The following is a 25435-nucleotide window of genomic DNA, read 5'->3' as shown; positions in this document are numbered from 1 at the left end:
ACAGAACGCGCATTAATCCCATTGAAAAATAACTGATCGTCCATCCTTATGAATCCATCTCCCTGGCATCTCTCACCCTATGTGTTGCTGGTGCTCACGACCTTGTTCTGGTCCGGAAACTTTGTACTGGGTCGAGCGGTGCATACCGTCTTCACGCCCTTCACCCTGTCGTTCTGGCGCTGGGCGGTGGCGCTACTCATTCTACTCCCCTTCGTCTGGAGTTCGCTGCGTCAACAGGGGCCGCTGCTGCGCCGCCATTGGCCGATTTTATTATGGCTTAGCCTGCTGGGCGTGGTGAATTTTAACACCTGCGTCTATATCGGCCTGCAAACCACGACCGTGACGAATGCAGTCATCATGCTGTCCATCACGCCGGTTTTGATCATCGCGCTGTCATTTTTGCTGCTGCGCCAGACCGTGACTCGTTGGCAGATGTTGGGCATTGCCCTGTCGCTGTCGGGCGTGTTGGCCATTGTCAGTCGCGGCGTCCCAGGAAATTTGCTGGCTCAGCAGGTCAATTCCGGCGATCTATGGATTCTGGCGGCGGTGTTGAGTTGGGCTTTGTACTCGGTCTGCTTGCGTTGGCGGCCACCGGACCTGCATCCGCTGAATTTTCAGGCCATAACCATGATTATTGGCGTTATTATCCTGACGCCGTTCTATAGCTGGGATCTGACCCATGACCGATTTTTCCTTCTCAATACCGCAACTCTCGCCAGCATTTTCTATCTAGCGTTGTTTCCTTCTATTTTAGCCTACATCTTCTGGAATCGGGCGGTGGCCGAATTGGGCGCCAATCGCGCCGGCCAGTTTCTGCATCTGATGCCGGCTTTTGGCGCGGTACTGGCGATGATTTTCCTTGACGAACGGCTTTACGCTTTCCATGCCGCTGGCATTGCTTTAATTGCTTTGGGCATTTGGTTAGCGACGGTGTATGGGCGAAAAACCAGCTGATTGCCGCTCCAACTGCGCCCGCACGCTCGGCGCCCTTTCCAGTCGCCAATGCGCCCGCGCCCAATTCAGGAGTTCAGCGAGCGGCGCATTCAACAGTTCGGCGGGTGGTTGCTGTCCCAGGAAGCGCAAGGCATACCACAGCGCTGGGCCGGGGTTGCGCTCATCCAGTGGCGGCGCGTGCGTCTGCTTGCTCAGCTTGTCGCCGCGTTCATCCACAGCGACAGGCAGATGACCATAGCGCGGCGTTAGCAGTCCCAATAGCCCTTGTAGATACACCTGCCGAGGTGTGGAATCCAGCAGATCGCTGCCGCGAATCACCTCGGTTACGCCTTGATCGGCATCGTCGACCACCACCGCCAGTTGATAGGTAAACAGTCTATCGGCTCGGCGGATCACGAAGTCGCCGACCTCGCTTTCCAGGTACTGATGGTATTCCCCTTGAACGGCGTCATGGAAAGTCAGTCGGGTATTCGTCACCCGCAAGCGGACGGCGTGAGGCCGCCCTGGGCGGCGCGGACCTGTGCGGCAATGGCCAGGATAGAGGGAACTGCCATCCCGCCCGCGTGGACATCCCGCCAATTCGCGGCGCGTACATGTGCAAGGGTAAACTTGCCCGGCGTGCGACAATGCTTCCAGCGCCGCCTGGTAACGCTCGGTCCGTTGACTTTGATACCACACCGCACCATCCCAGAACAATCCACAACTTTCGAGGGTGCGCAAGATGGCTTCCGCCGCGCCTGGCGCGGTGCGCGGCGCATCCACATCCTCGATGCGCACTAACCATTGACCTCCCTGAGCGCGCGCTTCCAGAAAACTGCCCAGCGCGGCAACCAACGATCCGAAATGCAGGGGACCGGTAGGCGAAGGGGCAAACCGGCCGCAAACCGGGCCGGGTTCGGCAAGCATCGAACGAACCAGGATTTAACGGGGTCCTTCGCGGACCTCTTCCAGCGTTTTGCAATCAATGCATAACGTAGCCGTTGGCCGAGCCTGCATCCGCGGCAACCCAATCTCCATGCCACAGGCCTCGCAATAGCCATACTCGCCATTGTCGATTTGCGCCAGGGATTCGTTGATTTTCTTAAGCAATTTGCGTTCCCGGTCGCGGGTGCGCAATTCCAGGCTGAATTCCTCTTCCTGAGTAGCGCGGTCGTTAGGATCAGGGAAAGCCGTGGAATCATCCCGCATGTGATTGACCGTGCGATCCACCTCGTTCAGCAGACTTTGCTTCCAATCGAGCAGCATCTGGCGGAAGTGCGCCAACTGAATGTCGCTCATGTAATCCTCACCCTCAGCGGGCGGCTGGGAAGCAGGCGTTTCCTGGGGGAGTGGGTGGGCGGAAGCCATCGCGATTCCCTCTTGAATGGAGCTAAACCAGCGCAGCGAAGTTTCTTATCGAGCATCCGCCGCAACGCTGACATCAACAACCCATGATGTCATTGATCGAAATGTACAACACCCTTTTTCTCATGGCAAAAAATCCAACAGCCGGACGATAATTGAATCTAATGAAACATGGGTTTATCCCTATCCCTGCTGTCGCTATAATTAAACTTTAATTTCATAGCGCCATAACTTCGCATCCTCATCAATATTCAGCGAGAGCGCCACAAGCCGCGCATATTCAATCACGCGCCAGGAAATCCGCCGGTGACGGGCGTTTCCCGGCGATCCCTACAATACCCGGGAGTCAACCATTATCTAATGAGCACCCTCATCGAGCAATTTCGCCAAAGTTCGCCGCTGTTCGGCGGTAATGCGGCGTTTATCGAAGAACTCTACGAGAGTTTCCTGACCGACCCGGAATCGGTCAGCGACAACTGGCGGCAGTATTTCCGCGATCTGCAAGCCCAGACTGCCGGCGCCCGGGATGTCGCCCACGGCCCGATCCGCGATTCCTTCGCGCAACTGGCGTTGCAACCCGGAGCCGGCGTGGGCCGAGTGCAGGTCCTGAGTCCCGCCGCAGCGGAGAAACAGGCCGCCGTCTTGCGCATTATTAATGCCTATCGCCACCGGGGCCATAAAGCGGCTGACCTTGATCCGTTGCGGCTTCGCGACCGGCCACCGGTGCCCGATCTGGAGCCAGGCTACCACGGCCTGAGCGAAGCAGACATGGAGACCCTGTTCAATACCGGATCGCTGGTCGCACCCTCGCAATGGACCCTGCGCGAAATCCTCGATCTGATCCGCGATGTGTACGTCGGCACTATCGGTTCCGAGTACATGCATATCAACGAGACGGAAGAGAAGCGCTGGATTCAAAAACGCCTGGAGGGGCAACGCGCCCAGCTTGATCTGAGCGCCGGGGAACGGCGGGCATTGTTGCGTTGGCTGGTGGCCGCCGAGGGACTGGAGCGCTATCTGCACACCCGCTACGTGGGTCAGAAGCGTTTTTCGCTGGAAGGCGGCGACAGCCTGATTCCGATGATGGATGAGATTATCCAGCAATCCGGCGCCCAGGGCGTTCAGGAAATCATCATTGGCATGGCCCATCGTGGCCGGTTGAACGTGCTGGTCAACATCATTGGCAAGGCTCCCAGCGAATTGTTTGAAGAATTCGAAGGCAAACGCCGGGTCGCGGAAAGCAGCACCGGCGATGTGAAATACCACATGGGTTTCTCCTCCGATGTGGAAACTCCCGGAGGCCCGGTGCATTTGGCCCTGGCGTTCAATCCTTCCCATCTGGAAATCGCCAATCCGGTGGTTGAGGGTTCGGTGCGCGCCCGCCTGGAGCGCCGCCGCGAGCCGGGCGCGCCCTTCCCGCCGTTCAACCGGGTTATGCCGCTGTTGATCCACGGCGACGCCGCGTTCGCCGGCCAGGGCGTGGTGATGGAAACCCTGCAATTCTCCCAGGTGCGCGGTTATCGCACCGGCGGAACCATCCATATCGTCATCAATAATCAAATCGGCTTCACCACCAGCAACCCGCTGGATACCCGCTCGGCGCTGTATTGCACCGATGTAGCCAAGATGGTACAGGCGCCGATTTTCCATGTGAACGGCGATGATCCTGAAGCCGTGCTGTTCGTCACCCGGCTGGCGGTTGAATACCGGATGACCTTTAACAAGGATGTCGTCATCGACATGATCTGCTATCGCCGTCTGGGGCACAACGAGGCCGATGAACCAGCAGCCACCCAGCCGATGATGTACAAGAAAATCCGCGCGCGGAAGACCGCCGCCGCCTTGTACGCGGAAAAACTGATCGCGGAAGGCGTGATCGCCGAGGCCGATTTCCAGGAAATGCAGGCGAAATACCGCGCCGATCTCGATGCCGGCCAGCAAGTATCGCGGCCCACGTTACCCTTTGTTAAAAGCTCGTATTTTATTGACTGGTCCGCTTACAAGCATGAAGACTGGGACGCCCAGGTTCATACCGCTGTCTCGGCAGAGACGGTGCGCGAACTATCCGATCAGTTGCTGAAGGTGCCTGAGGGATTGGAAATGCATCCTCGGGTGGCCAAAATCATGGATGATCGCCGCAAAATGGCGGCGGGCGCGTTGGCCTTGGACTGGGGTTTCGCCGAGAACCTGGCCTACGCGACCCTGCTTCATGAAGGCTACCAAGTGCGCATCTCCGGTCAGGACTGCGGGCGCGGCACCTTCTTCCATCGGCATTCGGTATTGCATAATCAGAAAGATGGCAGCAGTTATACGCCGTTGATGAATCTGTATCCCGGTCAGCCGACCTTTTTCGTCATTGATTCCATTCTGTCTGAAGAAGCAGTGCTGGGCTTTGAGTATGGCTACAGCACGGCGGAACCAAATGGTCTGGTCATCTGGGAAGGCCAGTTTGGCGACTTCGCCAACGGCGCCCAAGTGGTGATTGACCAGTTCATCTCCTCCGGTCAGACCAAGTGGGGCCGGTTATGCGGCGTGGTGATGCTGCTGCCGCATGGTTTCGAGGGTCAGGGTCCCGAACACTCCTCGGCCCGGCTGGAGCGTTATCTGCAATTGTGCGCCGAGAACAACATCCAAGTGGTCGTACCGTCAACGCCGGCCCAATGTTTCCACATGCTGCGTCGGCAGATGCTGCGCCCATTCCGCAAGCCCTTGATTGCGATGAGTCCCAAGAGCTTGTTGCGGCATCGCATGGCGGTTAACGCTTTGGAAGATCTGACCGAAGGCTGTTTCCAGGAGGTGATCCCCGAGACCGATCCGCACGATGTGGAAAAGATCACCCGCGTGGTGGCGTGCAGCGGCAAGGTGTATTACGACCTGTTGGAAGCGCGCCGCGAACGGAATCTGGAGCACGTCGCGATTATCCGGATCGAGCAGCTTTATCCCTTCCCGCAGGCGCTTTACAACCGGACGCTCGACCAGTATCCGAACCTGAGCGAGCTTGTCTGGTGTCAGGAGGAACCCAAGAATCAGGGCGCCTGGTATCAAAGCCTGCACCATCTGGAGCGCAGTTTGAAATCGCATCAAAAAGTGTCCTACGCCGGTCGCGAACCCTCCGCAGCGCCGGCTGTGGGTTATTACAGCGTCCATGTTGAGCAGCAACAGAAACTCGTCAACGAGGCCCTGGGTCAGTAGTCACGATGATCCAGACTGAAAACCCGAAAAAGTATAGGGAACAAATAAAATGACTGTCGAAGTAAAAGTCCCCACACTGCCCGAGTCCGTCTCTGACGGCACCTTGGTTAACTGGAAGAAAAAACCGGGAGACGCGGTGACGCGGGGTGAAAACCTCGTTGATCTGGAAACCGATAAAGTGGTGCTCGACATTCCCGCTCCTACCGATGGCGTCCTGGGGCAGATCCTGCGCCAGGAAGGTGAAATTGTCACAACGGGCGATACGATCGCCATCCTGGAGGAAGGCGCGGCTCAACCTGCTACTGAGACTCCTGCAGCGGTGCCAGCGCCCGCCCCAACTCCGGTCACACCGCCAGTACCAGGCGAGGCGGTCGATGTGGAAGGACTCAGTCCCGCCGTGCGACGACTGGCTGCTGAGCATGGACTGGATGTCACCAAGATCCCTGGCAGTGGCCGCAATGGCCGCGTTACCAAGGCCGATGTGCTGGCCTACATCGAGGCGCAGAAGCAGGGCCGTCCAGCGCCGGCTTCAACAGTCGAAACCCATCAGGTTTCACCCTCCCCTTTTGGCAAAGGGGCACAGGGCGGATTGCCGCCCGCTGCGCCCGTTGCGGCCGTTGCGGCGCTGCCGCCCGACGCGCAAGGCCGGCTGGAGCAGCGGGTGCCCATGACCCGGCTGCGCGCGCGCATCGCCGAACGGTTGCTGATGGCCAAGAACAGCACGGCCATGTTGACGACTTTTAACGAAATCAACATGAAGCCGGTCATGGATCTGCGCAGCCGCTACAAGGACCAGTTTGAAAAGGTTCACAACGTCCGGCTGGGCTTCATGGGCTTCTTCGTCAAAGCGGTGATCGAAGCGCTCAAGCGTTATCCAGCGGTCAACGGCTCGATTGATGGCAATGACGTGGTTTATCATGGCTACTATGACATTGGCATTGCCGTGTCCTCGCCACGCGGTCTGGTCGTGCCGATCCTGCGCGACGCCGATCAAATGAGCTTGGCTGAAATCGAAAAAGCCATCGGCGATTTTGGTCAAAAGGCAAAGGATGGGACTTTGACGGTTGAGGACATGACCGGCGGCACGTTTACCATCACCAATGGCGGCGTATTCGGTTCGTTGATGTCCACGCCGATTCTTAATCCCCCACAAAGCGGTATCCTTGGAATGCACGCCACTAAGGACCGTCCCGTTGCGGAGAATGGTCAGGTCGTCATCCGTCCGATGATGTATGTGGCGCATTCCTACGATCATCGGATTATCGACGGGCGCGAAGCAGTCACCTTCTTGGTAACCGTCAAGGAATGCATCGAGGATCCAGCGCGGCTGATTCTGAACGTCTGAGGGTGAAGAAGGGATCAAGGTTCAGGCGTCAGGCATCGACCTGGAGCCTGAAACCTGAAACCTGGAGCCTAAAACCTGAAATCTGAAACCTATTCAAGGTACAAGCATGGCTAAAACTTACGATGTCGTCGTCATCGGCGGCGGCCCCGCCGGCTATGTAGCGGCGATCCGTTGCGCGCAACTGGGTTTGGAAACCGCTTGTGTGGAGCAATGGATCAATTTCAAGGGCGATCCCGCCCTGGGCGGCACCTGTCTGAACGTGGGATGCATTCCATCCAAGACCCTGCTGGAATCATCCGAACAATATCATCACATTAGGGAAGGAATTGAAAGCCACGGTATTTATGTCGATAGCGTCAAGCTGGACCTGAATAAGATGATGGCGCGCAAGGAGGATATTGTCCTGCAATTGACCAACGGCATCGGTGCGCTCTTCAAAGCCAACGGTGTGGAATGGTTGCAGGGCCACGGTAAGCTGTTAGTGGATCGGCAAGTCGAGATCACCGCCCAGGACGGTTCGGTAGAGGTCGTTAACGCGGATCACGTCATCATCGCCACGGGTTCCAAGCCGATTGAGATTGGCGCTGCCCCGGTCGATAACGCCGAGGGCTTCATCGTTGATTCAACCGGCGCTCTGGATTTCCGCGAGGTGCCCAAGACGCTGGGCGTGATTGGCGCCGGGGTGATCGGGTTGGAGCTGGGCAGCGTTTGGAATCGACTAGGTTCCAAGGTCATCATGTTGGAAGCGGTTGAGGATTTCCTGGCCTTGGCCGATCAGCAAATCGCCCGCGATGCCTTGCGTCAGTTCAAAAAACAGGGGCTGGATATTCGCTTGGGCGCACGGGTGACCGCTACGCAAAAGACCGAAAATGGCGTGGTGGTATCGTTCAAGGATAAGGATGGCGAACAGGAAATCACGTTCGACAAGCTACTGGTCTCGGTCGGTCGCCGACCGAATATTGACAATGTAGCGGCGCCCGAGGCGGATTTGCTGCTGGATGAGCGCGGTTGCATCCATGTTGACGATAAGTGCGAGACCAATTTGCCGGGAGTCTACGCGATCGGTGACGTAGTGCGCGGACCGATGCTAGCGCACAAGGGCTCCGAGGAAGGGATCATGGTCGCGGAGAATATCGCTGGTCAGCACGGGCATCTGAACTATGACGCTATTCCCTGGGTGATTTACACCAACCCGGAAATCGCCTGGGTGGGCAAAACCGAGCAGGCGTTGAAGACCGAGGGTATTCCCTACAAGATTGGAACCTTCCCATTTAGCGCCAACGGGCGCGCCAAAGCGATGGAAGCCGCTGCGGGCATGATCAAATTGCTGGCCCATGCGGAAACCGATACGCTGCTCGGTTGCCATATCATTGGCCCGTTTGCATCCGAGCTGGTTCAAGAAGCGGTGCTGGCGATGGAATTCCATGCAAGCAGTGAAGACCTGGCGCGCACCATTCACGGTCACCCGACCTTGTACGAGGCGATGCATGAGGCGGCGCTGTCCGTGCATGGCCGCGCCTTGCACAAAATTAATACCTGATTTCAAGGTAATAAGCGTCATTCTTCGCTCCCCCTCCCCGGTGCAGGGGAGGGCATTCCACTAAAAATAATCGGGCGAAATATCGACAACCTGTCGGGGTTGGCTTTGCGTTAGAGTCACTGGAGGGAAAAACCATGTTAAGTGGCAAGAATACCAAACCGGTCGCAGTTGTTACGGGCGCAAATCGTGGATTAGGCTTGGAAACTGCACGGCAGTTGGCAAAGCGCGATATTCAGGTGATCGTCACCAGCCGCAACGCCGGCAAGGGTGAAATGGCGATCGAGACCCTACTAGCCGAAGGACTCGATGTCGTGTTTCAGCCGCTGGATGTTACTTCGGAAAGTAGCATCGCCGAACTGGGCGCGTTCATTCATAGCCGTTGCGGTCGGGTGGATATCCTGGTGAACAACGCGGGCGTTTTTCTTGATATACACGGCTCGGAGGATACCAGCAGCGCCAGTGTATTTAACGCCAGTTTGGAAACCCTGACTGCGACCCTTAAAACCAATGTGTATGGTCCTCTGCTGCTGGCTCAGGAATTGACGCCATTGATGAAACAGCAGCACTATGGCCGGATCGTCAACGTCTCCAGCGGCATGGGTCAATTAAGCGATATGGGGGGGCGATCGCCCGCTTATCGGATTTCCAAAACGGCTTTGAATGCGCTGACCCGTATTCTGGCGGCGGAGACGCAAGGCTTTAATATTCTCGTCAATTCGGTTTGCCCAGGTTGGGTGCGCACCGACATAGGGGGGCCTAACGCCGAACGAACCGTCGAGCAAGGCGCTTCGGGCATTGTCTGGGCCGCCACCCTGCCGGACAATGGACCGAACGGCGGTTTTTTCCGTGATGGGCAGCCGATCCCGTGGTAAATCATTAAAATTTTTCGCCGCCAAGCATGGCGGCGAAAATTCCGAGTAGTTTGCCCGGCTGATTAACCAGATACTCATCAAAGTCGATGAACAGTATATCATTCTGATACTTGAGAAATTTCCAGTTACTCCCAGTCGTAACCACGCCAAGAATGCTGGAAACCGCCGTAGCATTCTGTTTATTAAACAGTTTGGCGGCGATCATTTCGGCCATGCATTGTGGATAACCGGATTTAATATTCTCGTTTTTGGCTTCGACAATGCAGGCAACGGGCGCTTCAAGATAAATCTGATCCGGCGATTGACTCAGGATGAAGTCGCAATAGCCAGTGAGATTGAGCGATTCATCAACATTGAATTCAATACCGGAAAACAGGCTGATTTTTCGGTCCAGCATCTTGCGGGTTTCCACTAGAACCGGAGCAATCATCAGTTCCGAGCGGGCCTTTTCGGTATTGATGTTTAAAGCCAAGGGGATATTTTCACGCAGGGTCTCCTGAAGCAGTGCGCTGACTGCAACCTCCGGGATATTCGCAAACAGGGAATCGCTCGATGCAATTTTAAGATGGAAACGTTGCTTGATATCGTCAATGTTCTTGAAATCACTGTAAGCCACGCCGGATTCCTCAATTTAAACTTCCCAGTCCGCCAATATTTGTTCCAGTTCAATCAAACTGGCGATTTCCGCATCGGCTCGGGACCCGCCGGGCCAATCCCGTCCAGCGCGGTTGACCCAGATCGTGCGGAAACCAGCGCGGGCTGCGCCAAGGACATCATGTTCCGGATCGTCGCCAACATGGACAATTTGTTCAGGCTGCGCCGCCAACCGCTGGCGGGCCAGGTCGAACATCAACGGTTCCGGTTTGGCCGCGCCCACGTCAATCGCATTCAGTGAGAAAGCAAACAGGTCATGCAGGCCAATCAGCCGCAGATCGGCGTTGCCGTTGGACAGCGAGGCCAGGGTATAGCGTCGGCCCAATCGCTCTAGAGCCGGGCGCACATCGGCGAACGGCTCTACAGCATTGCGGGCGATAAAAAACACCGCAAACGCGCTTTCCACATCGAATTCCACATAATCCGCTCGCTGCGCCGCCAGCCATAGCGCCTCTTTGCGTAAGCGGGTGCGATCGTAAGCAATCTCCGGGCGGGCCGCAATCACCTCTTGTGATAATTCCCGCAATTCCAGTGAAGTAAATCGTTCTGGAATACGCGGATAACGGGTCATTAACCAGTCGTGGAGCAACTCCTCGGCGCGCTCGACCACCGGCCAGATGTCCCACAGGGTGTCGTCCAGGTCGAAGGTAATCGCTTTAATCATCTCAAACCAGTCGCTGAAAACCGCAATCCAGATCGTGTTGCAAATCCCCTAAGTCTTCCAGGCCCACGGAAATTCGCACCAGTCCCTCGCCAATCCCTGCTCGTTCACGCTCCTCCGAGGTCAAGCGGCCATGTGTTGTCGTGGCTGGATGGGTAATCGTGGTCTTGGCATCGCCTAGATTAGCGGTGATCGAGATCAGTTGGGTATAGTCGATCAAAGTCCAGGCGGCCTCCCACCCGCCGCGCAGATCGAAGGAGACGATGCCGCCGAAAGCGCTCTGCTGCTGCTTCGCCAGTTCGTGCTGCGGATGCGAGGGCAGACCAGGGTAATAGACCCGCTCCACTGCCGGTTGCGTCTCCAACCATTGCGCCAGATGCAAAGCGGACTCGCTGCAAGCCTGCATCCGCAAGCGCAAGGTTTCCAGACCCTTGAGAAACACCCAGGCATTGAACGGACTCATGGTGGGACCGGCGGTGCGCAGGAAACCGTAGATATCCACACCGACCCGCTGTTGATCGCCAACCACTGCGCCGCCGACGCAACGGCCTTGCCCATCCAGGTATTTAGTCGCGGAGTGAATCACCAGGTCCGCGCCGTGTTTGAACGGCTGTTGCAAGGCCGGGGTGCAGAAGCAATTGTCCACCACCAACAGAATATTATGGGAATGGGCAAGATCGGCCAGCGCTCGAATGTCAGCCAGCTCCATTAGCGGATTGGACGGCGTTTCCAGATAGAACAACCGGGTTTCCGGACGAATCGCCGCCTCCCAGGCGGATAAATCGGACAGCCGCACATAAGTTGTAGCGACGCCGAACTTGCTCAGATATTGATTGAACAGTGAAAGCGTGGTGCCAAACACGCCACTGGCCGAAACGATATGATCGCCGCTTTTCAACAAGGTCATGCAGGTCGCCAGGATCGCCGCCATGCCGGATGAGGTGGCGATGCAGGTTTCGCCACCCTCCAGCGCCGCCAGCCGTTCCTGGAAGATGCGCACGGTGGGATTAGTGAACCGAGAGTAGATGTTGCCGGGCAGCGCACCGCTGAACCGGGCGGCGGCTTCAGCGGCATTGGCGAATACGAAACTGGAGGTGGCGAAAATCGGCTCGGCATGTTCGCCCTCGGCGGTGCGTACTTGGCCAGCGCGCACCGCGAGACTGGCGAAGCCCAGTCCTGGTGAGTCGTCAATATCCATTCTGTACACTCAGGCGTTATTATGCAGGTCAATGATGGCGCTGTTGGCGCTTTTCCGGGCGTGTTGCGCGCCATCGGAACGGTCGCGGGCCAGACAGTCCAGATAATTCCGGTCGATGTCGCCAGTGACATACTCGCCGGTAAAGCAGGAAGCGTCAAACCGCTCTAGCATGCGATTGCCGCGCCGCACCGCTTCTTCCAAATCCGGCAGATCTTGAAAAATCAGGTGGTCGGCACCAATAGCCCGGGCGATTTCCTCTTCGGAGCGGCCATGGGCGATCAGTTCGCTGGCGGCAGGCATATCAATGCCATAGACGTTGGGATAGCGTACTGGCGGTGCGGCGGAGGCAAAGTAGACCCGCCGGGCGCCGGCATCGCGGGCCATGCGGATAATTTCCTCGGAGGTGGTGCCGCGCACGATGGAGTCGTCCACCAGCATGACATTTTTGCCGCGAAATTCGAGATCAATAGCGTTCAGTTTCTGGCGCACTGATTTCTTGCGGGTCTTCTGGCCTGGCATGATAAAGGTGCGGGCGATGTAGCGATTCTTGATAAAGCCTTCCCGGTACTTGATACCCAGGATCGAAGCCATTTGCAGGGCGGCGGTGCGGCTGGTGTCGGGAATCGGAATGACAACGTCAATGTCCTGTTCCGGCCAGACCCGCAGGATTTTTTCCGCCAGATGTTCGCCCATGCGCAAGCGGGCCTTGTGCACCGACACCTGATCAAGAATGGAGTCCGGTCGGGCCAGATAGACGAACTCGAAGATGCAGGGCGAATAGCAGGGATGTTCAGCGCACTGGCGCGCATGCATCCGGCCTTCCAGGTCGAACAATACGGCTTCGCCGGGCACGACATCGCGGATGCGCTGGAAATCCAGAACGTCCAGCGCCACGCTTTCCGATGCGACCATGTATTCCATGCCATCCTCGGTTTCGCGGCGCCCGAACACCAGGGGCCGAATGCCATAGGGATCGCGGAATGCGACCAGCCCGAAGCCGACGATCAGCGCCACGGCGGCGTAAGCGCCCCGCACCCGCTGGTGAACGGTGGCTACCGCTGCGAAAATATCTTCGGGATCAATCGATAAGGCGCTACGTTGCTGAAGTTCATGCGCTAGGACGTTCAGCAGGATTTCCGAATCGGAATGGGTGTTGATATGACGCCGGTCAGAGCGAAACAGCTCGTTCTTGAGCTGCACCGAGTTGGTGAGGTTGCCATTGTGCGCCAAGGTGATGCCAAACGGCGAGTTGACGTAAAACGGTTGTGCCTCGGCGGAATCAGCGCTGCCCGCCGTCGGGTAACGGACGTGGCCGATGCCAATGTTGCCATGCAGGTTGCGCATGTGGCGGGTGCGCACCACATCGCGGACCAGACCATTATCCTTACGCAGATACAAGCGGCTATCGTCACAAGTGACGATGCCCGCTGCGTCCTGGCCCCGATGCTGTAAAACGGTCAGACCGTCGAACAGACTTTGATTGACTGGACTCCGTCCGGCAATCCCGATGATTCCGCACATGGGTCATCCTCCTTCGCAAGCCCGTTCATGATGGGAAGCGAATGTTTTGCGCCAGATCCGGTGGCAACACGCCCCGGAGCCAGAGCGCTCCTTCCTGGAAACGGCCTAGCAGCAGCGATTGTTGCCACCAGGAATCGTTAGGCAAGGGAGTCAGTCCTGCCGCCAGCACCAGGACGACGATAACGGCCGCGCCACGCGCCAGCCCAAAAGCCGTACCCAGCAGTCGGTCGGTGCCGGTCAGGCCGGTGTAATCGACCAGATAGGAAGAGACGATACCGATCAACCCACCGATCAGCAGCGTAACTAGAAACAGAACTCCGAAAGCCGCTGCGATCCGCAGCGATGGGAGTTCGATATAAGGCGCCAGATGAACAGCGCTATCCTCGGCGAATAGAAAAGCGATAGCGAAAGCGGTAATCCAGGTCGCCAGTGAAATCACCTCGCGCAACAAACCGCGCCAGAATCCAATGATCATGGAAAGGGCGATAAGAAAGACGATCAGGTAATCAGCCCAGTTCATGGCTTTAGAGCGTGGTCATATTGGTTACGCTGCGGGCGGGATGCTCAAGCATTTAGAGGCAAGGATCGTTGAAGAACTTAGTCAGTATCTTAGCAAAGTGAGCTGCGTGTTGGAATAACATGCGAATCCGACGCCCCCTCCGAGGGGTGACATCCTCATCAAGGGTATTGGGATTCAAACGACGCGAACGGTTACTTCAGGACAAACCTCAAGGAGTCCGTCGCATTGCTCGGGGTAATTGTGCTATGATCTGCTTCGTGTTTTGAAGAGGCTAAGCCTCTGTTTCAAACGCTGGTAATATGCTAAGTCTTTAAGATGGCTATCGGAGAGGTGGCAGAGTGGTCGATTGCGACGGTCTTGAAAACCGTTGACCCGCGAGGGTCCGTGGGTTCGAATCCCACCCTCTCCGCCAAATTCCCGTCCATTGCGTTCCATTCTGAATTTCCCAACCTGTCAAGTGCGGGTTTTCATGACTTCAATATTCTGCCATGTTGAGCCAACTTCCATGCTTGGGTGTGTAATGAAATTCAAGCTTGCGGGTGATCCGACGGGCTTCCTCCGGAGAAAAGACACTATACAAGGCCACAGGAGTGAGGGTATTGAGGTTGTCTACGATCAACCGGATTCGCTCCGCATTCGAAAGCTGGTGTTCTGCGTGACCGAATCGCTGCGCAATGATCGGACCGTGACGGTCGTGGCCTAGATGAGAGACCAAAATTCCCCCTCATTTAGTTCAGAATGCTCGGACGATTAAGGTCCTCAAACGGCCTAGCCAATTCGCAATCCGGGAACGCCCGCCACGCCAGCAGCAATTCCCGGTCTCTTGAAGCGCGCGTCGCGGACAATGCGCAATCTCCTTCATTTTTCATAATCGTACACTTCCTCTCTCAATTTTCCTATGATCTAAAATGTAGATTGGTTTGACGTGGGCAACCCGACAAAATGTTGATTGTGGTTCCGTTCTGGCCGTTGTCTAACTAATTCACCGACCCGCGCCGCGAAGAGGATCGACGATGCAAGCCCAGTTCTTGATGTTCGGCGAAATTAAAACCCACACTCAGACACGGGGTTATGGGGTAGTGCTCGAATGTTGAGCGATGGTGTTATCATTGCCAGCGCCCTGGCCTACATGGGCGTAATGTTTGGTATTGCCTATTACGGCGATCAACGCGCCGACGCCGGGCGCTCGATCATCGCCAATCCCTATATTTACACGCTGTCGCTGGCGATCTACTGCACGGCCTGGACCTTTTACGGCAGCGTTGGATTAGCGGCGGTCAGCGGGGTGGATTTCCTGCCGGTCTATCTGGGTCCCACCCTGATGGCGGTGCTGTTCTGGTTCGTGCTGCGGCGGATTGTGCGCATCACCAAGGTGCATCGCATTACCTCCATTGCCGACTTCATCGCGTCCCGTTATGGAAAAAGCGGTCTGCTGGCCGGGATGGTGACGCTGATCGTGATGCTGGGCATTCTGCCGTATATCTCGATTCAACTGAAAGCGGTCGCCGCCAGTTTCAGCCTGCTGCGCCAATATCCGGACGTCAATCGTCTGGCGATCTCCACGCAGCATCCGGTGTGGATGGACACCACCTTCTTTGTCGCCCTGGTGCTGAGCGTGTTCACCATTCTGTTTGGCACCCGGCACATTGACAACACCGAGCGCCATGAAGGGATGGTGGCGGCGGTTGCCTTCGAATCGATGTTCAAACTGTTGGCCTTCCTATCGGTCGGCGTCATGGTCACCTTCCTGATCTTCGAGGGTCCCGGCGATCTATTTCAGCGGGCGGCCGCGCACCCGGATTTAGCGCCGTTGCTGCGCTTTGAAGCGGTGCCGGGCGGTTACGGCGGCTGGTTGTCGCTGACCTTCCTGTCGATGATGGCGTTCCTGTTCCTGCCCCGGCAATTCCAGGTGCTGGTGGTGGAAAATGTCAATGAAACGCACATCCGCAAAGCCATCTGGCTATTCCCGCTGTACCTGTTCGCCATTAATCTCTTCGTGTTACCGATTGCCCTGGGGGGGCGATTGCTGTTCAACCAGGGTGTCGTGGACGCCGATACCTTCGTGCTGGCGTTGCCCATGGCCGAACACATGCCCCTGCTGGCGCTCTTTGTGTTTCTGGGCGGCTTATCTGCCGCCGCCAGCATGATCATGTTTGAAACCGTCACCCTGTCGACCATGGTCTGCAATGACCTGGTCATGCCGATCCTGCTGCGTGCCAATCCGCGCTGGCTGGCCAGCCAGACTGATTTATCCGGCTTGCTGTTGGGTATCCGCCGGGTCGGCATCATCATCCTGATCCTGCTGGGTTACCTGTATTTCCGCTTTGTCGGCGAATCCTACGCGCTGGTTGCCAGCGGACTGGTGTCGTTCGCCGCCGCTGCGCAGTTCGCGCCGCCGATTCTGATCGGGCTGTACTGGAAGCGCGCCAATCGGCGGGGCGCCTTGATCGGCCTGAGCGGCGGCTTCATCGTTTGGGCCTATACCCTGCTGTTGCCGGCCATGGCCCGCTCCGGCTGGATCGATACCAATTTCGTGGAAATCGGTCCGTGGGGCTTGGAGCTACTCAAACCGTATGCCCTGCTAGGTTTGGAGCATCTCGATCCTTACATGCATTCGGTCTTCTGGAGCATGCTGGCCAACATTGGTGGGCTGGTATTTGGCTCGATGCTGAGCCAGCCGGATCCTCTGGAACAAGTGCAGGGCAGCCAGTTTGTCGATATTTTCAAGCGCGAACGCCATGACGGCGATTCGCTGCTGTGGCGGGGCGTGGTGGAAACGACCGAGCTGTATGATCTGCTGACCCGGTTTCTCGGCCCACAGCGCGCGACCGAAGCCTTCGACCGTTATGCTCAGGATCATGGCGGTTATCCGTTGCAAACCGATGCTTGGCTGATTCGCCACATCGAGCAATTGCTGGCCGGAGCCATCGGCGCCGCATCCGCCCGGGTCATGATCTCATCCATCGCGGTGGGCGAGGTGGTCACGGAACGCACCCTGGAACTGGCTGGGGAAAAACAGCGCGCAGAGGAAGCGACTCGGGCCAAAAGCGCCTTCCTGGCCAATATGTCGCATGAAATTCGCACGCCGATGAACGCGATCATCGGTATGGCGCACCTGGCGTTGAAAACCGAATTGACCGCTAAACAGCGCGATTATGTGCAAAAGATCCACGGTGCCGGACTATCGCTATTAGGCATTATTAACGACATTCTCGATTTCTCGAAAATCGAGGCCGGTAAACTGGATATGGAGCACATCGATTTCCGCTTCGATGATGTCCTCAACAATGCCGCGACCCTGGTCAGTCAAAAAGCTTACGACAAAGGGTTGGAACTCCTGTTTCACGAGCCAATCACCCTGCCGCAGCATCTGGTCGGCGATCCCTTGCGGCTGGGACAAATTCTGGTCAATTTGATCAATAACGCCATCAAATTCACCGAACAGGGTCAAGTCATCGTTGATGTGCGGGAGCGGGAGCGCGTCGACGGTAGGGTCAAACTGCAATTTGCGGTGCGCGATACCGGCATCGGCATGACCGAAGAACAGCGTGGGCGGATGTTCCAGGCCTTTACCCAGGCGGATGGCTCCACGACCCGCAAATACGGCGGCACCGGGTTAGGATTGACTATTTCCAAGCGGTTGGTGGAACTGATGGACGGCGTCATCTGGGTGGACTCGACGCCCGGCAGAGGAAGCACCTTTTCGTTCACGGCCTGGTTCGGCGTGGGTGAGGAACCCGCAGCGTGGCGACCGGTTTTGCCTGCCCTGCTGAATAGCTTGCGCGCCTTAGTAGTGGACGATAACGCTGCTGCCCGCGATATTCTCACGGAGGCATTAACGTCCCTGACCTTGCGCGTCAATGCCGTTGCTTCGGGAGCGGAGGCCCTCGCTGAGATCCAGGCCGCCGACCAGAGCGATCCCTATCGGATTGCATTTGTCGACTGGAAGATGCCTGCGATGGATGGCATCGAAACCAGCCAGCGGATCAAACAGGACGAGACCCTGACGGCGCCGCCGCGCGTGGTGATGGTAACGGCTTTCGGGCGCGAGGAGGTGTGCGCCCATGCGGCGGCGGTCGGGGTTGATGGCTTTCTGATCAAGCCTATCAGTTACTCACTGCTACTGGATACCTTGCTCAATCTATTTCCACCGGCGAACGGTGAAGTGCGGGAACATTATCATGCGCGACAGGATCTTCCCTTGCTACGGTTGGATGGGCTACAGTTGCTGCTGGCCGAGGACAATGAAGTCAATCAGCAAATTGCCGTTGAGCTGCTGGAATCGGCCGGCGCGCAGGTCGTGGTGGCCAATAATGGTCAGGAAGCGGTGACGCAGTTGGAAGCCAGCTTGGAAGAGGGTGAGCTATTCGATGGAGTATTGATGGATTTGCAGATGCCCGAGATGGATGGCTTCGAGGCGACCCGCCAGATTCGCGCCGACGCCCGGTTTGCAGGTCTGCCTATTATTGCCATGACGGCTCATGCTCTAGTCGAGGAACGGCAACGCTGTTTGGACGCTGGCATGAATGACCATATCGCCAAGCCGATTGAACCCGAGGTCTTGTTTCGCACGCTCCAGCAATGGCATCCAGCTAAACCGGGGTTGCCGGGGTTGCGTCGGCGCCGGGTGGTCACCTTGCTGCAATCCAGCGATGCACTGGAACTACCAGCTTTGCTCGGTTTGGATACGGCTACTGGTTTACGCCGAGTCGCAGGTAATCGTCGCTTGTATCGAGAATTGCTCGGTAAATACATGACCGGTCAAGCCGAGGCAGTGACGCAAATCCGGGCCGCGCTGGCTTGCGCCGATTGGGTGACCGCAGAACGATTGGCGCATATCCTGAAGGGGGTGTCGGGTAATATTGGCGCGACCGCCATCCAGCAATTGGCGGGCGACTTGGAACAGGCGCTACGTGAACAAAAGGATAGCGCCAAGCTGGAACCGTTATTAATGCAAACCAGTGAGGCGTTGAAAACCTTGATGACTGATTTACGCGCTGCCCTGGATAGCGCTCCGTCCACCCCGTCAGCGGCGCTGACGGTGAATTGGGATCAACTCAACCCCCTCTTGATGCGCCTGGAGAAACTGCTCAGCGATGACGATGCCGAAGCAGTGGATTATCTCGCCACCCATCGGGGCGTCCTGGCGGAAGCCTTGCCTATCGAACCGTTCCTGGCCATTGAAAAAGCCACGATGGATTATCGTTTCGAAGAGGCTTTGCACCGGTTGCGCACGGTGTACAGTGAAATCCGAAAATCGGACAAGGGCTTAATGATGCCTGATTCCTACCGGCGCTGATTCCCATCCCAATAAGATTGCTGCAATACCTCAGCTCTTATGCCCTGCCACACTTGAATCCGTTTCGATATCGATTACCTCGACCCTGTTCCTGCCACCCTCCTTAGCTTGGTACAAGGCCTTGTCGGCCAGTTTTATGAGATTCGCAGGCGCCAAGCCACAGGCGACATTGCCATGATGTCGGCCAAGATTGCGCCAACAGATTTTCGCATGTCCGCACAAGGTCTGGCTTGCAGCCGCTCCAACGCTGACAGTCACCTGCCCCACGATGTCGGAGTTTGCGTGGGCGATCTCCAGCTCCGACACTTGGGCGCGAACCGTCTCACCCAACGTCACGGCATGCTCCAGCGAGCAGCCAGGCAGTAGCATCACGAATTCTTCACCGCCATAGCGGGCGACTACGTCGCCCGGCCTCCGGGGCCTAGCGGCAAGACAATCGGCTACGGTACACAGACAATCATCGCCTGCTTGGTGGCCGTGGGTATCGTTGTAGCGCTTGAAGTAGTCGATATCGAAGATCAGCAGTGACAGGGGATACTCATTCCGGCAGGCGCGCCACCATTCGTTATGTATTGCCTCGTCGAAGGCCCTGCGATTGGCGATGCCGGTTAAGCTATCGATCAAGCTGAGCATTCGCAACAGATCGGTTTGATGCTTGAGCGCCAGGTAGTTACTGACCCGCGCCTTCACCACCTGAGGATGCGGTGGTTTGTGGATAAAATCGAGCGCGCCCGCCTTCAAGGCTCGAGCCTCTAACTCCACGTCGGTGTGAGCGGTGACGAACAGCACTGGCACGTCGGACAGCAACGAATCGGCTTTGATCTCTTCGCATACGATGAATCCATGGCGATCCGGCATCTCCAGATCCAACAGAATCAGGTCCGGGGCGACCGATTGGGCAAGCGGCAATGCGTCGGCGCCCCGGGTGGTGAAATGCACCTTGCCTGTTCCCTTGAGGATCTCGGCCAGCACCCGGATCGTGCCTGGATCATCGTCCACCAACAGGATGCGGGACTCCCTGACGATTGTCTGTTGTTGTTTCATGATTGCGTTTCTATATCGGCCAAAATCTTTTCCACTTTAGAAAATTCGAGACAGTCCATGGCGGTGCGCAGATGTTGCGCCTGATCCACTCCGAGCCGCGCTCGAATGGCGGGGTACAAGGCATCAAACTGCTCCACAGCGGCCAGATCCCACTCTTTCAGGGCCTGCAACAGCGTTGCGATAGCGTCTGTGTCAAGGTCAAAGGGCACCCCATCGCCATCTCGAGGGCAGGCTTCGTCCACACCGCTCAGGTAGTTGCCAACGACGGCGAACAAGCCCTGGAGCATCCGGTCCAGCCGCTGGAGTTCTTCGGCGATACCGGTATCGGTCCCGCTCTTGAGATCCCTCTCCAGGGTCAAGGCGAGGTCGGCAGCCTCCTGGGCGCCGATATTTCCCAATACCCCCCGCAGGGTGTGCAGCCGGCTCGCCGCCTGGTCCCGCCGGCCTGCCGCCAGGGCCGCGCGCGCCATCTCGACGGCATCCCCCTGTTCCTCGGCCAGCAGCCGCAGCAAGGAATGGAACAGGTTGAGGTTTCCGCCCAGGCGTTGTAAGGCTTGCCGGCTGTCGATACCTGACATCCCGAGGTCGGGAACAGAGAGGTCCGGGGCCGCCGGGAGACGGGGACTCTCTAGCCGGTCCGCCTCGGTGCGTGGCTCGATCCATTGTAGCAAAGTGTCCAACAGGTCCTGCGGATCGATCGGCTTGGCCACATGAGCGTTCATGCCGACTGCCTCGCAAGTGGCGCGATCCTCTTCAAAAACCGCCGCGGTCATGGCGATGATGGGAAGGCGATCGAATCTATGCTGGACTCGGATGCGCCTACTGGCTTCCAAGCCGTCCATCTCCGGCATGTGCAAGTCCATCAGCACGGCATCGAAGGCGCCCTCATCCAGACAGTCCAGGGCCTGTTTCCCGTTCCAGGCCGTGGTGACCACTAGTCCCATACGTTCCAACATGTCGCGCGCCACGGTCTGATTGATGTCATTGTCCTCTACCAGCAGCACATGGGCGCCACGGATCGGCGCGGCGCGCTCGGACAGACCCACCTCAGTCTCCACCGCAGGTTCGCTCTGCGTACTACCACCCCGCGCGTCCATGATGGCGTCAAACAGGCGTGACGGCGTTACCGGCTTGGTCAAGATGGTGGCCAATGGAAGCTCGTGTATTTCCCGCAGCAGTTGGTCCCGGCTGTAGGCCGTGATCATCATGACCACGGGCGCCTTCGGCAATACCCCGGCTGCTACCAGTTCGCGCACCCGCCGCGCCACCGTCACACCGTCCATTTGCGGCATCATCCAGTCCAGCAGAACCAGATCGAACGCCTGATCCGGGCTCTCGCTGGCTTGCATCAGACGCTCCAGGGCTTCGCGGCCAGAAGCCGCTTCCGCCACTTTGAAATGCCAGGAGAGCAGGATTTCCCTGAGCATCTCCCGCGAAGTGTCCAGGTCGTCGACCACCAGCACATGTGTGCCGTGCAATCCGGCGTGGGTGCGGTTGGCAAGGGGTGGTCCGGCTACGGGCAGGTCCAACACGAAGCTGAAACAGCTGCCCTGGCCCAGCTCACTATCCAAAGTCAGCTCGCCTCCCATTCGTTGCACCAAATGCTTGGAGATGGTCAGGCCCAGGCCGGTGCCGCCGAAACGCCGAGTGACCGAGCCGTCGGCCTGCTGGAAAGCCTTGAACAGGTGTTCTTGCTGCTCCAGGCTAATGCCGATACCGGTGTCGCGTACAGCAAAACTCAGCTTCGCAGACTCCTCCCCTCCGCTACTCGTTGAGGAAAGACAGCTCACCTTGACGTGGACCTCGCCGGCCTCGGTGAACTTCACCGCGTTGCCCACTAGGTTGTTCATTATCTGTCCCAGCCGCAGCGGATCGCCCTGCAAGTGCTGGGGCACGTCGGGCGCCAGCTCGAACACCAACTCCACGCCCTTCTGCTCGGCCCCGATGCTGAACAGATCGGCTACGTTGTGCAGCACATCTTCCAGATTGAAAGTCGCGGAATCCAGCTCCAGACGGCCGGCTTCGATCTTGGAAAAATCCAGGATGTCGTTGATGATAAATAGCAGCGCCTTGGAAGAAGACTGAATCTTGCTCAGATACTCGCGCAAGCGGGTGGAGAGTCCCGGCAGCCCCAACCCCAGGCCCGACAGGCCGATGATCGCGTTCATGGGTGTGCGGATCTCGTGGCTCATGTTGGCGATGAACTCGCTCTTGGCCCGGCTGGCAGAGTCGGCGGCCTCCTTGGCCGCCTGCAGAGCCGATTCGGCCTGCTTGCGCTCGGTAATGTCGCGCACGATCTTCGAGGCGCCGACGATCCTGTCCTGCGCATCGACAATCGGCGAGAGGGTCACTGCGACGGGGATGTCGCTGCCACCACGTGGCCTGCGCAAGGTCTCGTACTGGGGCACCGCCTCGCCACGGCGGACCTGCGCCAACAAGGTCTGCTCCTCGCTGCCACGCTCTTCCGGAATCAGCATGGTGATCGAGCGGCCAACCGCTTCATCGGATGTGTATCCGAAAAGCTGCTCCGCCGCCCGGTTCCAGGTCAGGATCGTACCGTCCAGGTCTTCGCTGATGATGGCGTCGCTCGAGCTCTCGACGATGCTGGCTAGGCCAGCGATCTTTTCCTCGGCTTGCTTGGGTTCCGTGATGTCGCGATTGATTCCCACCATGCGCACGGCTCGCCCGGACTCATCCCTTTCGACGATCGCGGCTGCTTGGATATGCCGGACGGTCTGATCGGGCAGCAGAATGCGGAACGCGCTATCGAAAGCCCGATCACCCGCTACGGCAGCGGCCAGCTCCTGTTCCACACGAGGCAGATCATCGGGGTGACAGCGCGATTGCCAGAACTCATAGGAAAGACCGCTTGCGCGGATTTCGTCGGGCACGGCGTACATGCCATAGAGCCGTTCGTCCCATGTCAGCGTGTTGTCGGCGAGATCCCAATACCAAATACCGATGTCCGCTGCCTTGGTGGCCAACTCCAACCGGTTTAATGCGGAGCGCAATTGTTGGTTGGCCTCGATTGCTCTTTGTTCCGCTTGCTTGCGCTCGGTGATGTCTCGCCCAATTCCAAGAACGCCGAGGATCCTGCCATCGGCATCCGCCACCGGAACTTTGCGGGTCTCTAGAAAGGCGCGGCGCCCATCTGACCGATAAACCACTTCTTCCTCATTGATATGTACCTCGCCTGACTCAAGGGCTGCCCTATCGTTTTCCCGGAAAAAGTCCGCTAGAGGCTTGGGAACAAAGTCGTAGTCGGTCTTGCCGACGATTTTGTTCTCTCGGGCGCCGAAGAAGGCCTCGAATTCCCGGTTGCAAGCCAGATACGTTCCTTCTATATCCTTGAGCCAGATCAAATCTGGTATGGTGTTCACCACGACCGAAAGGCGGTTTCTGATCTCGCGCAAGTCCGCTTCTATTCTCTTGCGCTCCGAAATATCCCGTGACGAGGCATACAGATAGGAGCGGCCACCCAGCTCGATTCCCTTGGCATTGATCTCGGCATCAAAGATTGAACCGTCCTTTCGGCGGTGTTTGGTCTCAAAAGTAGCCGGCGCCCTGATGAACTCGCATAGCCTCTCGACGAGTTTTTCACGCGGAATCATCGCGTCCCAGTCGGTTACGTTCAGCAGGGCGGTCTCTTCGGCGGCATATCCCAGCATACGGGAGAAAGACTGGCTGAACTCCACCACATTGCCGTCTTCATCGAGGATATGAATGCCATCGCTGGCGGTGTCGAGCAGAGTTTGCAACCGGTCCGTAGTGTTCCGCTGTTGTGTGATGTCCTGAACCGTACCGATGCCTTCGATCGGACAGCCATGTGCGTCGAGTCGAATCTCGGCCCGCTCCCGCACCCACTTGATCTGCCCATCCGCAACGATCCGGTGCTCGATGTCGTAGGGTTCGCCGTGCAGCGCGGCCTGCCAGGCCGCCAACACCGCTTCGCGATCATCGGGGTGCAAAATATCGATAAACATATCGAGTGTGAGAGGCGTATAGGGAGGAACGCCGAATATGCGATAGGCTTCCTCAGACCCACTCAGCTCGTTCGCGACGATATCCAGCCGCCAACTGCCCACATGGGCCATAGCCTGGGCCTGACGCAATTCCTCGCTGCTCCTGGTGAGCGCCTGTTCCGCACGTCTGCGCTCGCTGATGTCACGGAAAGATACAATAGCCCCGTCGATGATCTCTTGCTCTAGAATCGGTGTGACCAGGAGGCTTATGGGGAAAGATTGGCCATCCTTGTTTATGAAGGCGTCTTCGATCTCCCGCCTTTGTCCGTCCCGCAGGGTTTGAAACACGGGGCATTCCTCGCTCGGATAGACCGAGCCGTCCGGCCGGCGGGCATGGAACAACCGGTGCTGATTCGCGCCTATCACCTCCTCTTCGCTGTAGCCCAGCAGGGCGAGCGCCGCAGGGTTGATGAAGATGCAAACCCCGTCGCGGTCCGTGCCATAGACGCCTTCGCCCAGACTGGAAAGCAACAGCCGATCCCTGGTCGCCAGCCGCCCAGCTTCCTGCAGCGAGCGCAGCAACCGGCCTCGGGACTGCTGTAGGCGTCGCCCGCCTATCCACAGGCCGAATACCCCGAGGACACCGATCACCCCGTGGCCGAGCAGCAGGCTGCGATGTTGATGGCGCTCGATTTCCAGGAAGGGCGCGAAAGGCACCGAGACGCTGATCCCGCCACGGATGTCCCCGCGCCGATACCCTTGCGCTTCGTGACATTTGAGGCAGGACGATTCCATGATCAGGGGACGCATGAAACGCAAATAAGTGCTGCCACCGAATGTCTCCAACGAGACCTTTTCTTCGACGCCCCGTTCAAAACTTTGCAGGGCCTGCCGCTCCCAAGCGTCGGGCGCGTTTTCAGGGCGAATGGGCTTTAAGCTGGTGATATGGCCCTGTACGCCGGAGCGCTCGGCGCCCAACTCATGCACTTGGCGGGTCATGTAAGCTGGGTTGATAAGAGTAAGGCGCTTGCCCGAAGTGGTGATCACATCCCGCTCCTCGAAATAGGAGAGGTATGGATTGGGTGGGGTTTCGGCCGTTGGCGGCACATAGACGCCGCCGTGCATGGCGACCCAGCGGCGATAGACCAAGTCCTTCTCGAAATGGGATTGCGCCGCGACACGGGCGAGTTCGAAGACGGAGATATCGACCTGGCGCCAGCTCCATGCTAGCGAGACGGCGACAATCGCCGTCCACAGCGAGATCAGGCACCACACAATACGCTCGTTCATTCGCAGGATTCCAAAATTGTCCATTTCAGCATCTCGACG

General features: G+C 57.8%; 16 protein-coding genes and 1 tRNA gene. 7 read left to right on the top strand and 10 right to left on the bottom strand.

What is annotated here, in order from left to right; all coding sequences use genetic code 11:
- The first annotated feature begins 48 nt into the window (after positions 1 to 48).
- Positions 49 to 954: a DMT family transporter gene (locus H6973_06610; GenBank protein MCP5125307.1), complete on the top strand. Its 906-nt coding sequence runs from the start codon at positions 49 to 51 to the stop codon at positions 952 to 954.
- Here H6973_06610 and gluQRS read toward each other — a convergent pair.
- Positions 922 to 1860, bottom strand: a complete 939-nt coding sequence (gluQRS, locus tag H6973_06605; protein MCP5125306.1) for a tRNA glutamyl-Q(34) synthetase GluQRS — start codon at positions 1858 to 1860, stop codon at positions 922 to 924. The two genes, H6973_06610 and gluQRS, sit on opposite strands and share 33 nt — an antisense overlap.
- A 15-nt stretch (positions 1861 to 1875) precedes the next feature.
- Positions 1876 to 2301 (bottom strand): RNA polymerase-binding protein DksA, encoded by a 426-nt coding sequence (dksA, locus tag H6973_06600; GenBank protein ID MCP5125305.1) that lies wholly within the window; start codon positions 2299 to 2301, stop codon positions 1876 to 1878.
- A gap of 357 nt (positions 2302 to 2658) precedes the next feature.
- Between dksA and H6973_06595 the strand changes: the two genes are divergently transcribed.
- From H6973_06595 to H6973_06580, 4 genes are all read left to right on the top strand, one after another.
- Positions 2659 to 5490, top strand: coding sequence for a 2-oxoglutarate dehydrogenase E1 component (locus H6973_06595; GenBank protein ID MCP5125304.1), 2832 nt, complete (start codon positions 2659 to 2661; stop codon positions 5488 to 5490).
- Positions 5491 to 5539: 49 nt separating this feature from the next.
- Complete coding sequence (gene odhB, locus H6973_06590; GenBank protein MCP5125303.1) at positions 5540 to 6835, top strand: 2-oxoglutarate dehydrogenase complex dihydrolipoyllysine-residue succinyltransferase; 1296 nt, start codon at positions 5540 to 5542, stop codon at positions 6833 to 6835.
- Between the two features lie 106 nt (positions 6836 to 6941).
- On the top strand, positions 6942 to 8375 hold the full coding sequence (gene lpdA, locus H6973_06585) for a dihydrolipoyl dehydrogenase (GenBank protein ID MCP5125302.1): 1434 nt from the start codon (positions 6942 to 6944) through the stop codon (positions 8373 to 8375).
- Positions 8376 to 8509: 134 nt separating this feature from the next.
- Positions 8510 to 9247 (top strand): SDR family oxidoreductase, encoded by a 738-nt coding sequence (locus H6973_06580; GenBank protein MCP5125301.1) that lies wholly within the window; start codon positions 8510 to 8512, stop codon positions 9245 to 9247.
- Between the two features lie 4 nt (positions 9248 to 9251).
- Here H6973_06580 and H6973_06575 read toward each other — a convergent pair whose 3' ends face one another.
- From H6973_06575 to H6973_06555, 5 genes are read right to left on the bottom strand one after another with little or no spacing between them, the layout of a single operon-like run.
- Complete coding sequence (locus H6973_06575; protein MCP5125300.1) at positions 9252 to 9863, bottom strand: hypothetical protein; 612 nt, start codon at positions 9861 to 9863, stop codon at positions 9252 to 9254.
- Between the two features lie 15 nt (positions 9864 to 9878).
- Positions 9879 to 10565 carry an HAD family hydrolase gene (locus H6973_06570; GenBank protein MCP5125299.1) on the bottom strand — a complete coding sequence of 229 codons (687 nt, stop codon included), beginning with the start codon at positions 10563 to 10565 and terminating at the stop codon, positions 9879 to 9881.
- Between the two features lies 1 nt (position 10566).
- Entirely contained in the window at positions 10567 to 11760 is a 1194-nt protein-coding gene (locus H6973_06565) for an O-succinylhomoserine sulfhydrylase (GenBank protein MCP5125298.1), read from the bottom strand.
- Between the two features lie 9 nt (positions 11761 to 11769).
- Complete coding sequence (gene purF / locus H6973_06560; protein MCP5125297.1) at positions 11770 to 13281, bottom strand: amidophosphoribosyltransferase; 1512 nt, start codon at positions 13279 to 13281, stop codon at positions 11770 to 11772.
- A gap of 25 nt (positions 13282 to 13306) precedes the next feature.
- A complete protein-coding gene (locus H6973_06555; GenBank protein MCP5125296.1) occupies positions 13307 to 13801 on the bottom strand; it encodes a CvpA family protein in 495 nt (164 codons plus the stop codon).
- A gap of 324 nt (positions 13802 to 14125) precedes the next feature.
- Here H6973_06555 and H6973_06550 point away from each other — a divergent pair.
- A tRNA-Ser gene (locus tag H6973_06550) sits at positions 14126 to 14213 on the top strand.
- Positions 14214 to 14276: 63 nt separating this feature from the next.
- Here H6973_06550 and H6973_06545 read toward each other — a convergent pair.
- Positions 14277 to 14516 (bottom strand): transposase, encoded by a 240-nt coding sequence (locus H6973_06545; GenBank protein MCP5125295.1) that lies wholly within the window; start codon positions 14514 to 14516, stop codon positions 14277 to 14279.
- Positions 14517 to 14888: 372 nt separating this feature from the next.
- Between H6973_06545 and H6973_06540 the strand changes: the two genes are divergently transcribed.
- On the top strand, positions 14889 to 19100 hold the full coding sequence (locus H6973_06540) for a response regulator (protein MCP5125294.1): 4212 nt from the start codon (positions 14889 to 14891) through the stop codon (positions 19098 to 19100).
- A gap of 30 nt (positions 19101 to 19130) precedes the next feature.
- Here the strand turns inward: H6973_06540 and H6973_06535 are convergent, their stop codons facing one another.
- Positions 19131 to 20144 (bottom strand): diguanylate cyclase, encoded by a 1014-nt coding sequence (locus H6973_06535; protein ID MCP5125293.1) that lies wholly within the window; start codon positions 20142 to 20144, stop codon positions 19131 to 19133.
- Entirely contained in the window at positions 20141 to 25396 is a 5256-nt protein-coding gene (locus tag H6973_06530) for a PAS domain S-box protein (GenBank protein MCP5125292.1), read from the bottom strand. Before H6973_06530 ends, H6973_06535 begins: the two co-directional genes overlap by 4 nt.
- Between the last annotated feature and the right edge of the window lie 39 nt (positions 25397 to 25435).

Source organism: Gammaproteobacteria bacterium, from assembly GCA_024235095.1.
In the GTDB taxonomy this organism is placed as follows: Bacteria; Pseudomonadota; Gammaproteobacteria; order Competibacterales; family Competibacteraceae; genus UBA2383.
This window is presented reverse-complemented; position numbering and strand designations above follow the sequence as displayed.

What these genes read in the sequence shown, in the direction of transcription:
- dksA (MCP5125305.1), bottom strand. Translation starts at nt 2,301, where the DNA reads ATGGCTTCCGCCCACCCACTCCCCCAGGAAACGCCTGCTTCCCAGCCG.
- H6973_06565 (MCP5125298.1), bottom strand. Translation starts at nt 11,760, where the DNA reads ATGGATATTGACGACTCACCAGGACTGGGCTTCGCCAGTCTCGCGGTG.
- H6973_06610 (MCP5125307.1), top strand. Translation starts at nt 49, where the DNA reads ATGAATCCATCTCCCTGGCATCTCTCACCCTATGTGTTGCTGGTGCTC.
- lpdA (MCP5125302.1), top strand. Translation starts at nt 6,942, where the DNA reads ATGGCTAAAACTTACGATGTCGTCGTCATCGGCGGCGGCCCCGCCGGC.
- H6973_06535 (MCP5125293.1), bottom strand. Translation starts at nt 20,144, where the DNA reads ATGAAACAACAACAGACAATCGTCAGGGAGTCCCGCATCCTGTTGGTG.
- gluQRS (MCP5125306.1), bottom strand. Translation starts at nt 1,860, where the DNA reads ATGCTTGCCGAACCCGGCCCGGTTTGCGGCCGGTTTGCCCCTTCGCCT.
- odhB (MCP5125303.1), top strand. Translation starts at nt 5,540, where the DNA reads ATGACTGTCGAAGTAAAAGTCCCCACACTGCCCGAGTCCGTCTCTGAC.
- H6973_06595 (MCP5125304.1), top strand. Translation starts at nt 2,659, where the DNA reads ATGAGCACCCTCATCGAGCAATTTCGCCAAAGTTCGCCGCTGTTCGGC.
- H6973_06555 (MCP5125296.1), bottom strand. Translation starts at nt 13,801, where the DNA reads ATGAACTGGGCTGATTACCTGATCGTCTTTCTTATCGCCCTTTCCATG.
- H6973_06580 (MCP5125301.1), top strand. Translation starts at nt 8,510, where the DNA reads ATGTTAAGTGGCAAGAATACCAAACCGGTCGCAGTTGTTACGGGCGCA.
- H6973_06530 (MCP5125292.1), bottom strand. Translation starts at nt 25,396, where the DNA reads ATGAACGAGCGTATTGTGTGGTGCCTGATCTCGCTGTGGACGGCGATT.
- purF (MCP5125297.1), bottom strand. Translation starts at nt 13,281, where the DNA reads ATGTGCGGAATCATCGGGATTGCCGGACGGAGTCCAGTCAATCAAAGT.
- H6973_06540 (MCP5125294.1), top strand. Translation starts at nt 14,889, where the DNA reads ATGTTGAGCGATGGTGTTATCATTGCCAGCGCCCTGGCCTACATGGGC.
- H6973_06570 (MCP5125299.1), bottom strand. Translation starts at nt 10,565, where the DNA reads ATGATTAAAGCGATTACCTTCGACCTGGACGACACCCTGTGGGACATC.